Source organism: Sulfuricurvum sp. (assembly GCF_023250475.1).
Lineage (GTDB): Bacteria > Campylobacterota > Campylobacteria > Campylobacterales > Sulfurimonadaceae > Sulfuricurvum.
Genome location: NZ_JAHFAQ010000093.1, coordinates 1 through 8,819 on the forward strand (window position 1 = coordinate 1; position 8,819 = coordinate 8,819).

Annotated in this window: 10 protein-coding genes; 4 read left to right on the plus strand and 6 right to left on the minus strand. The window is 45.1% G+C overall.

Annotation, left to right across the window (positions count from 1 at the left end; translation table 11 throughout):
- From Q0C19_RS08930 to Q0C19_RS08945, 4 genes are all read left to right on the plus strand, one after another.
- On the plus strand, positions 1-1,168 hold a 1,168-nt coding region (locus Q0C19_RS08930), incomplete at its 5' end, for an efflux RND transporter permease subunit (protein ID WP_295055221.1).
- A complete protein-coding gene (locus tag Q0C19_RS08935; protein WP_295055223.1) occupies positions 1,161-2,594 on the plus strand; it encodes an efflux transporter outer membrane subunit in 1,434 nt (477 codons plus the stop codon). The genes Q0C19_RS08930 and Q0C19_RS08935, both read left to right, overlap by 8 nt.
- Positions 2,595-2,892: 298 nt before the next feature.
- Positions 2,893-3,102: a hypothetical protein gene (locus tag Q0C19_RS08940; RefSeq protein WP_295055225.1), complete on the plus strand. Its 210-nt coding sequence runs from the start codon at positions 2,893-2,895 to the stop codon at positions 3,100-3,102.
- A gap of 132 nt (positions 3,103-3,234) precedes the next feature.
- Positions 3,235-3,675, plus strand: a complete 441-nt coding sequence (locus Q0C19_RS08945; protein ID WP_295055227.1) for a c-type cytochrome — start codon at positions 3,235-3,237, stop codon at positions 3,673-3,675.
- Here the strand turns inward: Q0C19_RS08945 and Q0C19_RS08950 are convergent.
- The 6 genes from Q0C19_RS08950 to Q0C19_RS08975 form a co-directional block, all read right to left on the minus strand.
- Positions 3,672-4,349, minus strand: coding sequence for a ThiF family adenylyltransferase (locus Q0C19_RS08950; protein ID WP_295055229.1), 678 nt, complete (start codon positions 4,347-4,349; stop codon positions 3,672-3,674). The two genes, Q0C19_RS08945 and Q0C19_RS08950, sit on opposite strands and share 4 nt — an antisense overlap.
- A gap of 169 nt (positions 4,350-4,518) precedes the next feature.
- Entirely contained in the window at positions 4,519-5,310 is a 792-nt protein-coding gene (locus tag Q0C19_RS08955) for a carbon-nitrogen hydrolase family protein (RefSeq protein ID WP_295055230.1), read from the minus strand.
- The gene (xseB, locus tag Q0C19_RS08960; RefSeq protein WP_295055231.1) at positions 5,310-5,504 is read right to left on the minus strand and encodes an exodeoxyribonuclease VII small subunit; all 195 of its coding nucleotides are present in this window, start codon (positions 5,502-5,504) and stop codon (positions 5,310-5,312) included. The genes Q0C19_RS08955 and xseB overlap by 1 nt, the downstream gene beginning before the upstream one ends.
- Complete coding sequence (locus tag Q0C19_RS08965; protein WP_295055233.1) at positions 5,501-6,598, minus strand: homoserine O-acetyltransferase; 1,098 nt, start codon at positions 6,596-6,598, stop codon at positions 5,501-5,503. The genes xseB and Q0C19_RS08965 overlap by 4 nt, the downstream gene beginning before the upstream one ends.
- An 8-nt stretch (positions 6,599-6,606) precedes the next feature.
- Positions 6,607-7,872 carry an O-acetylhomoserine aminocarboxypropyltransferase/cysteine synthase family protein gene (locus tag Q0C19_RS08970; RefSeq protein WP_295055234.1) on the minus strand — a complete coding sequence of 422 codons (1,266 nt, stop codon included), beginning with the start codon at positions 7,870-7,872 and terminating at the stop codon, positions 6,607-6,609.
- 103 nt (positions 7,873-7,975) lie between these two features.
- A partial coding sequence (locus Q0C19_RS08975; protein ID WP_295055236.1) for an IMP dehydrogenase occupies positions 7,976-8,819 on the minus strand: 844 nt, incomplete at its 5' end.

Consider the following 8,819-nt stretch of genomic DNA (forward strand, 5'->3'; position numbering starts at 1 on the left):
TATCAAAGAGGCAAAAGTATTTGCCATGCCTCCGCCGCCGATACGCGGGATGGGACCATCCGATATGTTCAGCCTGCGCCTTTTGCAGCCGGGAGATAACGACTTTAACAAGCTCGCCAATGCTACCAATGCCTTTGTCGCTGATTTGCGCAATGAACCGAGCATCAAAAATCCGATGACGACAATGAACGTCAACACCCCGACGCTCTCGATTGAAGTAAATCGTGAAAAAGCAAAAATGATGGGGCTCTCCATCAGCGACGTATTCCAAACGCTCCAAGCCACCATTGGGGCAATGTATGTCAATCAATTTGATAAAAACGGTAAAACCTACTGGGTACAGATACAAGCCGATTCACCCTATCGAGCTACTCCTGAAGATATCGGACGCGCATGGGTTCGCTCCTCCAGCGGCCAGCTTATTCCGCTCTCTTCGGTTGTAACGGCCAAAATGTCTAGTGCCCCCTCCTCGATCGAGCACTTTAACGGTGTCCTCTGTACGACCGTTATGGGTTCACCCGCTCCCGGATACAGTTCAGGCGATCTGATCAAAATTTTGGAGAACAAAGGGGACACCGTATTGCCGACCACCGTCAGTTACTACTGGGAGGGATTGTATCTCCAAGAAAAACTGGTCGGCTCGAAAGCGCTTATGATTATGGCGTTTGCATTGGTTATGGTATACCTCATCCTGGCGGCATTGTATGAGCGTTGGACACTCCCTATTTCCATTATGCTTGCTGTTCCGTACGGGATAATGGGGGCATATACGGTAGTATGGTTAATTCCGTTTCTCAACAACAATGTCTTTTTCCAAATCGGATTGCTGACCCTTATCGCCCTCTCGGCAAAAAATGCCATTTTGGTTGTCGAGTTTGCCGAAGAACAGCGCCAAATGGGAAAAAGTATCTATGATGCGGCAATGGAAGCGGCACGTCTGCGTTACCGTCCGATGATGATGACCTCATTCGCCTTTTTGGCGGGGATGCTGCCGCTCATTTTCAGCTCAGGGGCAGGAGCCGCAGGGCGTTTCTCAATCGGGGTAGCTATGTTCGGCGGAATGCTGGCGGCAACCTTCATCGAACGGTATTTTATTCCGTTCCTCTATTACTGGGTTTCAACACTCAAAGAAAAAATCGCCCCGGACAAAGGAGTCTCTCATGAATAATATCTCCCTTTCACTGATCCTCGCAGGGCTTCTGGGAGGATGTGCGATCGGTCCCGATTACGTTCGTCCCGATATCGCGGTTCCCGAAACGTTTATCCATAACGAGACAAACACAACAGCCGACCATACCGTTGAGACACAATGGTGGAAAACATTCAATGATACTGCTTTGACCCAAGCCGTTGAAGAAGCTTTGGCGGCAAACTACGATATCCAATCGTCCCAAGCTTCCGTCGATGCATTGCTAGGTCAGTTTGATCAAGCCAAATCGTATCTTTACCCCCAAATCAACGCAACAGGCTCACTGGACCGTAAATCGGTCGATAACGCCTCTAGCGGCGGTTATCAGCTGCATGAGGGGATCACTTCCACCTATGCGGGATCGTTATCGTTAGCGAGTTATGAGATTGACCTATTCGGAAAAGTACGCCGTGCAAACGAAGCGGCACGAGCGGCACTGTTGGGGAGCGAATACGCGTTCCAAACCATTAAACTCTCTATTACCTCCAGTGTCGCAGCCTCCTATCTCAAACTCTCCTCACTGCAAAGCCAAATCGATTTGGCACGCCAAAATGTCGCCCTCAACGATGAATTGGTCACTTTCAATGAGCTTAAATACAAACACGGCGTTATTGCTGAAAACATTTTATTGCAATCACTATCCGAAAGAGAAAATGCCAAAGCAACATTATCGCAACTGGAAGCTACAAGAAATGCCGAAGAATCAACTTTTAATATCTTGCTAGGACGTAATCCATCACCCGTTCATGTTTCACCTATTGATACGATAACCCTTCCAAAAATCCCGAATGCTCTCCCCTCTAACGTTTTAACCAGACGTCCGGATATTGCATCGGCAGAACAAAACATGATAGCCGCAAATGCCAAAATAGGGGTTGCACGTGCCGCCTATTTTCCGAGTATAAAACTCACGGGAATGTTAGGGGTGCAAAGTCTAGAGTTGAGTAATTTCGTCTCAAACCCCGCCCGAATATGGGAAATCGCCCCCTCTGTAAGTGTTCCGATCTTTTCTGCCGGACGAATTGCCGGAGAGATCAAGACCGCGGAGGCCGACCGAAACCAAAGCGTAGCGCAATACAAAAAAGCGATTGTAAGCGCCTTTAACGATACGGACAACGCTATCGTACAAAGTTCAAAAATCCAGGAGCAGACAGCGTATCAAATTGCCCGTACTGCCGCCATCGAAAAATCGCTAAACCAAAGCAAACTCCGTTATAAAGTAGGAGCCATCAGCTACAGCGATATGCTCCTCGTACAACAGCAATGGATTCAGGCATCACAGCAACTCATTATTGCCAAACAAAACTCCTTCATTGCGACCGTATCTCTCTATAAAGCTTTAGGGGGAGGATGGAGCGATGAACAGACGCCTCCGCTTCCAAACTACCTCCCGTCCGGACGATAATAACACCTCTTTTTTCGCTATCGCAACCAGCGATAGCAGATCTTATCCTCTCTTAAATGCCTTTTAAAAGATAATCATTAGTAAACAAAAGCCAAAAAACGTCAAAAAGATAAAAAAAACATCTTAATTTTTTACGGTTTTCGTTCTGATTTTGACAAATTCAATACTCTTTTGATCTCTTACAATCCCCTATTTTAGGGAGCTTTAAAAAATATTTGCAAAATTAGCCAAAAGTACTTGACAACTATAGGGGTTGTAGTGGTATACTTCCGCCATATTTTTTTTAAGGAGCCTTACCATGATGAAAATCATTTCTGCGTTGCTTTTGGCTGCAATGTTTATCGGATGCAGCGAGTCTGCAACAACTGAAGCACCTGCTACTGAAGAAGCTGCACCTGTAGCTGAAGAAGCTAACATGTCTGCTGAAGCTGCTGCACCTGTTGCTGAAGAAGCTAACATGACTACTGAAGCTGCTGCACCTGCTGCTGACGCTGCTGCTGCTAAATAAGTTTTTACTTATTTTAACTTAAGTTTTCGCACCTCGGTGCGGAACTTTTTTCCAAACTCCCCCCTTCCATTTTAAAACAAAATCAAACTAACTTATCGTACACTGTCCTAACTAATCTTAGGAGTATTCTCAATGAAACCTTTTCTATCCGTCCTCTGTTCTCTTCTATTAATCGGATGCAGCGAATCATCTTCCGAAAAAGCACCTCCCATCTCCTCCAATGAATCCAAAACTGTAGTGACAAGCATTGAGGCAAACCGTTCTCTTCCTGCTGCATCTGCCCCTTCTACAGAAGCTGTAACGGCTATAAAGACAGTTGCGGTTGCATCATCTGACGCAGATACGCTGTTCAATCAAAAATGTGTCACCTGCCATGGGGCAAAAGGTGAAAAATCAGCATTAAACAAATCGAAAATTATTGCCAATTTCACTGAACAACAAATTAAGGATGCTCTCAAAGGGTATCAGGAGGGAACGTACGGTAAAGAGATGAAAGCGGTAATGCAAGGGCAAACAAAAGGGCTTAACGACGCGCAGATAAATGCACTCGCTAACTATATATCTTCTCTTTAACCCTCACTTTTTGGTAACGAAAATTTTTGCGTTACCAATTCCCCCTCTTCATTAAAAAACAGATAATAGAGGTAATATTTTCTGACATTAAGACCTGCTAAATAGCGCAATGCCAAATTAGCCTGTAAAGATGCAATGTGCATCACAATCGGTGCGGCAATTCCAGCAGGTGTCTTTTGGGTAATTTTAAACAGCTCATTAAATGACGCATTTTCAAAAAAGCACACTTGTCCGTTAAAAGCTTCCACCGATCCGTATATCCACGGTAACTCTTTAGATTTAGCATAAGTGTTGATTGCACCGCGTGAGGGGAGATTATCCGTTGCATCGATAATGAGATCTACCTCAATGCTCTTTTGGATGAAATCATCGAAATTACAGACATGTGCATACGCTTTTACATGGGGGCAGCGATCTTCAATCAGCGTTGCGCATACCTCAGATTTAAATTTCCCCTCATCCCCCATCTTAAAAGCGATTTGACGATGAATATTGTGCAAACTGACGGTATCAAAATCGACCATGTGTATCTCGCCGATCCCGGATGCCCCTAGAGCGAACGCTAACGATGCTCCAAGCCCTCCGCTTCCGATTACGGCTATCTTCTTTGATTGCAAAGATTGCTGCGTCTCTTCCCCCCACAATTGTACCTGACGGTGAAAATAGTGCATCATAGTCTCTCTCCTGCGGATATTTCGGTTACTGTATCATCGTTTGGATAAATAATACCCTTATTCCTATTCATGTACTAAGGTTTTAATCTCGTTAAACGGCAATATCCTAATAAAGCAAGCTCAACCTAAGAGGATTGAAATAACGTAAAAGAAGATTAGCTTTTATACTCTAATTTCGTTTGCGTAGCGCCTCTTTGAATCCCCACCCTTTTCGTGCTTCGGAAAGAGTTTTACGATCTAAATCTACAATCAAGAGTTCTTCGCTATTGCCAAGATCTGCCTCGATCTCTCCATCAGGAGAAACAACCATCGAATCACCGTAAAATTTCCACGCATGTTTTTCGTCACAATATTCTCCGACACGATTGGCGCGAAGAATATAACAATTATGGGTAAAAGCTCTCGTTTTAATCAATTCACGCCACCGGTTATGCGATTCGAATGTCGATGCGCTCGGCACTAAAACGACATCTACCATTTTAGAATCAACCGCTTGCCATAAAGCATCAAAATGGGTTTCAAATCCTCCCATGACGGCGAATTTAAGCCCCTCACACGCAAAAATCATCGGGGGTTTTACCGCTTCAATAGGGTTGTTAAAAAACTTCTCTTCATTCCAATGGGGATAGTTAATCAAAAACTGTTGCGGATAATAGGTGACACTGCGACCATTGATTTTTGCTATCATTTTCGTACACTCTTTTTTCTTCACCGTAACGATAGGGGCAACAAAAGTGAGATCGTATTTGAGTGCTAGTGATTTCAGGGTTTCTATTTGGTGAGCACTTTGTTCCGCAATCATGGTAACGGGCGTTTGGATAAGTTCTTTGAAAAAAGGGTTTAGAAGATACTCTCCCAATACTACAAGTTTTACCCCTTTTTGACTTGCTACACGGGCATAATTTTCGAGTTTATTGCTCCCCATTCCGATAGAGGGGAGTTGCAGTATAGCGGCACGCATTATTGCTCCTGATTTTTGATAATTTGAATCTGCAACTGTGCATTTTGAAGCATTGTTTCGGCAACTTTGAGCTCTTTCATCCCCTCTTCATACGCTTTTACACTCTCATTCATCGGCAATGCCGGATCCATTAATTTTTCCAAAACTGCTTTGGCATTGGCAATTTTTGTTTCAAAACTCTCATCCGTGTTCATAGTGCCTCCCGTACGTAATTCTCTATTTTATCGATTTCTACTAAAAAAGCGTCATGCCCATAGTCACTCTCAACTTCGAGGTAGTCACTGTTCGTTTTGCCTAAAGCTCTCATCGCCTTATGGATAGCCTCCATCTCGCTAGGGAGGAAAAGGATATCTTTTTCAAAACCCACCAGATAAAGTTCGGCATTAATTTTATTCAGAGCCTCTTCAAGCGAATCAAATCCGCGTGATAGATCGTAGATATTGATCGCTTTCGTAATGTAAAGATACGAGAGAGGGTCAAACCATTTTGTAAAATTATAACCGTTATACTCCAGATACGATTCGACCTGAAACTTACCGAATAACTCATACAAACCGTCGGTTCGTTTGTACTCCCGCCCGAACTTCTTTGTCATCGACTGATGGGATAAAAAGCTGATATGCCCCGCCATTCGTCCGATTGCCATGCCGCTGAGACCGTTTTCACGGATTACTTCGGGATCATAATATCCGTTTTTAAATTCAGGATCTTTGAGTATCGCTTCTTGCGCCACTTTGTTAAACGCAATTGCCCACGGCTGTGTTGCGGCCGTCGTTGCCATAGCAATAATTTTTTTTGCAAAATTAGGAAAAAAGACACCGAATGCCAACGCCTGCATCCCCCCCATCGAGCCTCCGATGACAGCGTGCACCTGATGTATTCCTAATCGATCAAATAATATTCTCTGAGCCTTGACCATATCTAAAACCGTGATCACTGGAAACTTGTAGCGATACGGCTCGTTATACGGATATCGAAGAGACATCGGTCCGGTGGAACCGAAACAACTGCCGATCACATTGGTACATATCACGAAAAATTTGTCGGTATCGACCGCTTTTCCCTGACCTATAAGTCCATCCCACCAACCGGGTTTATTATCACCCTCATACGTCCCTGCCGCATGATGAGAGCCCGTGAGAGCATGACATATCACAATTACATTATCCCGTGCGTCATTGAGTTCCCCGTATGTCTCATAGACAATATCATACGGCTCTAAAATACGCCCGCTCTCCAGATAGAGAGGGTTCGTGAAATGTTCATTGTGAATATTCAGATTTAACATGGAACCCTTTACGCGCCGAATGCCTGTTTTAAATCATCAATCAAATCTTCCGATGCTTCAAGACCGATACTCAGACGAATCAGTCCAGATGGGACACCGCACGCAATCAATTCTTCTTGCGAGAGCTGTTGATGGGTTGTTGATGCCGGATGGGTGATGATCGATTTGGAATCGCCGATGTTCACGACAAGGGAGAACAACTTGGTAGCGTCGACGATTTGTTTCGCTTGTTCGAAACTCTCCACCTCAAAACTGAGTAATCCGCTTGCCATGCCGTTTTCAAAATAACGTTGTGCATTGAGATAGTTACTGTTACTTTTCAACCCCGGATAATTCACTTTTTTGACCATCGGATGAGACTCTAAAAACTCAGCCACAGCTTGAGCGTTGCGGGAATGTTCTCTCATACGTAGAGAAAGAGTTTCAATTCCCTGAATAAAGAGCCATGAGTTAAACGGTGATACTACCGCACCCAAATCACGCAGCAAGGAGAGACGTGCACGAAGAGTAAACAACGGTAACGGAACGTCCACATAGACCAACCCGTGATAGCTCTCATCCGGTTCATTAAACTGAGGATAACGAGCGTTTCCTTTGATAAAATCGACCAAACCGTGACGTTCGACCATGATCCCGCCGATCGCAAGCCCCTGCCCCGTCGTATACTTGCTCGCACTGTGAACGACCACATCTACACCATGTTCCAGCGGTCGGCACAATACCGGAGTGGCTACCGTATTATCGACAATAGTGAGAATGCCGTGTTTTTTAGCGATTGCCGTTATCGCTTCAATATCTGGGACATCAATACCCGGGTTTGTCAAAGTCTCAAAAAATATAGCTTTAGTTTTGTCATCAATCAATGCTTCAATCTCTTCAGGGTTGTGTGCATTAAAATAACGGGCTTCAATACCAAACCGCTTTAACGTGTAAGAAGCTTGCGTAATCGTTCCCCCATACACTTGACGAGAGCAAATAATATTATCTCCCGATTCAGCCGTATTCGCGATCGCATAAAAAATAGAAGCCATACCGCTTGCACCCGCTAAACCTGCGGCTCCCCCTTCGAGTTGTGCGAAACGTTTTTCAAACACATCCGTTGTGGGATTGTTCAGACGAGTGTAGATATTCCCGAGTTCTTTAAGGGCAAAAAGATTTGCGGCATGCTCGACATCGCGAAATTCATACGCAGTCGTTTGATAGATGGGCACTGCCATCGTACTTTGGGTGTCTTTGTCGTATCCAGCGTGTAACGCTTCAGTTTGGAGTTGCATAATCATCCTTTACAGTGTTTTGTAAATTATTGTACCGTCATCTCATATTTTTTCCAAAGTATCCCTACCAATTTAGTAGGGATTAAACCGCTATAAATATAATTTATACGTGATAATTTGGAGCTTCCTGGGTGATTATAACATCGTGAACATGGGATTCTTTGAGTCCGGCACTGGTGATTTCAACAAATTCTGCCTTATCCCAAAACGCTTCAATACTCTCAGAACCGCAATAACCCATTGATGAGCGAAGGCCTCCCATCATTTGATGGACGACTGCCGCAATACTTCCGCGAAACGGTACACGCCCCTCAATCCCCTCGGGAACGAGTTTATCGGCTGCCGTCCCCTCTTGGAAATAACGGTCGGTCGAACCTTTGGTCATAGCCCCGATAGAGCCCATACCGCGATACGATTTGTACTGACGCCCTTGATACATGATCGTATCACCCGGAGACTCTTCGGTTCCTGCAAGGAGTGATCCCGCCATAATAACGCTTGCCCCTACGGCAAGTGCTTTTGCAATATCGCCCGAATAGCGGATACCGCCATCAGCAATAATCGGAACACCGTGAGCTCGCCCAACTGCGGCACATTCATCAATCGCAGAGATTTGAGGAACACCGACACCCGCTACGATACGCGTTGTACAGATAGATCCCGGTCCGATACCTACTTTGACCCCATCGGCACCCGCTTCAATCAGGGCCAACGTCGCTTCACCCGTTGCAACATTTCCGGCAATGATATCGACAGCCATCTCTTTTTTGATTGCTTTAACCGTATCCAAAATCCCTTTGGAGTGACCGTGTGCGGAATCCAAAACAAGAACATCTACCCCAGCATCGACAAGAGCGCGTGCACGGTCAAGCTGCCCTACCCCTATCGCGGCACCGACGCGAAGGCGGCCGAAATCATCTTTATTGGCATGAGGGTACTCGATCCGT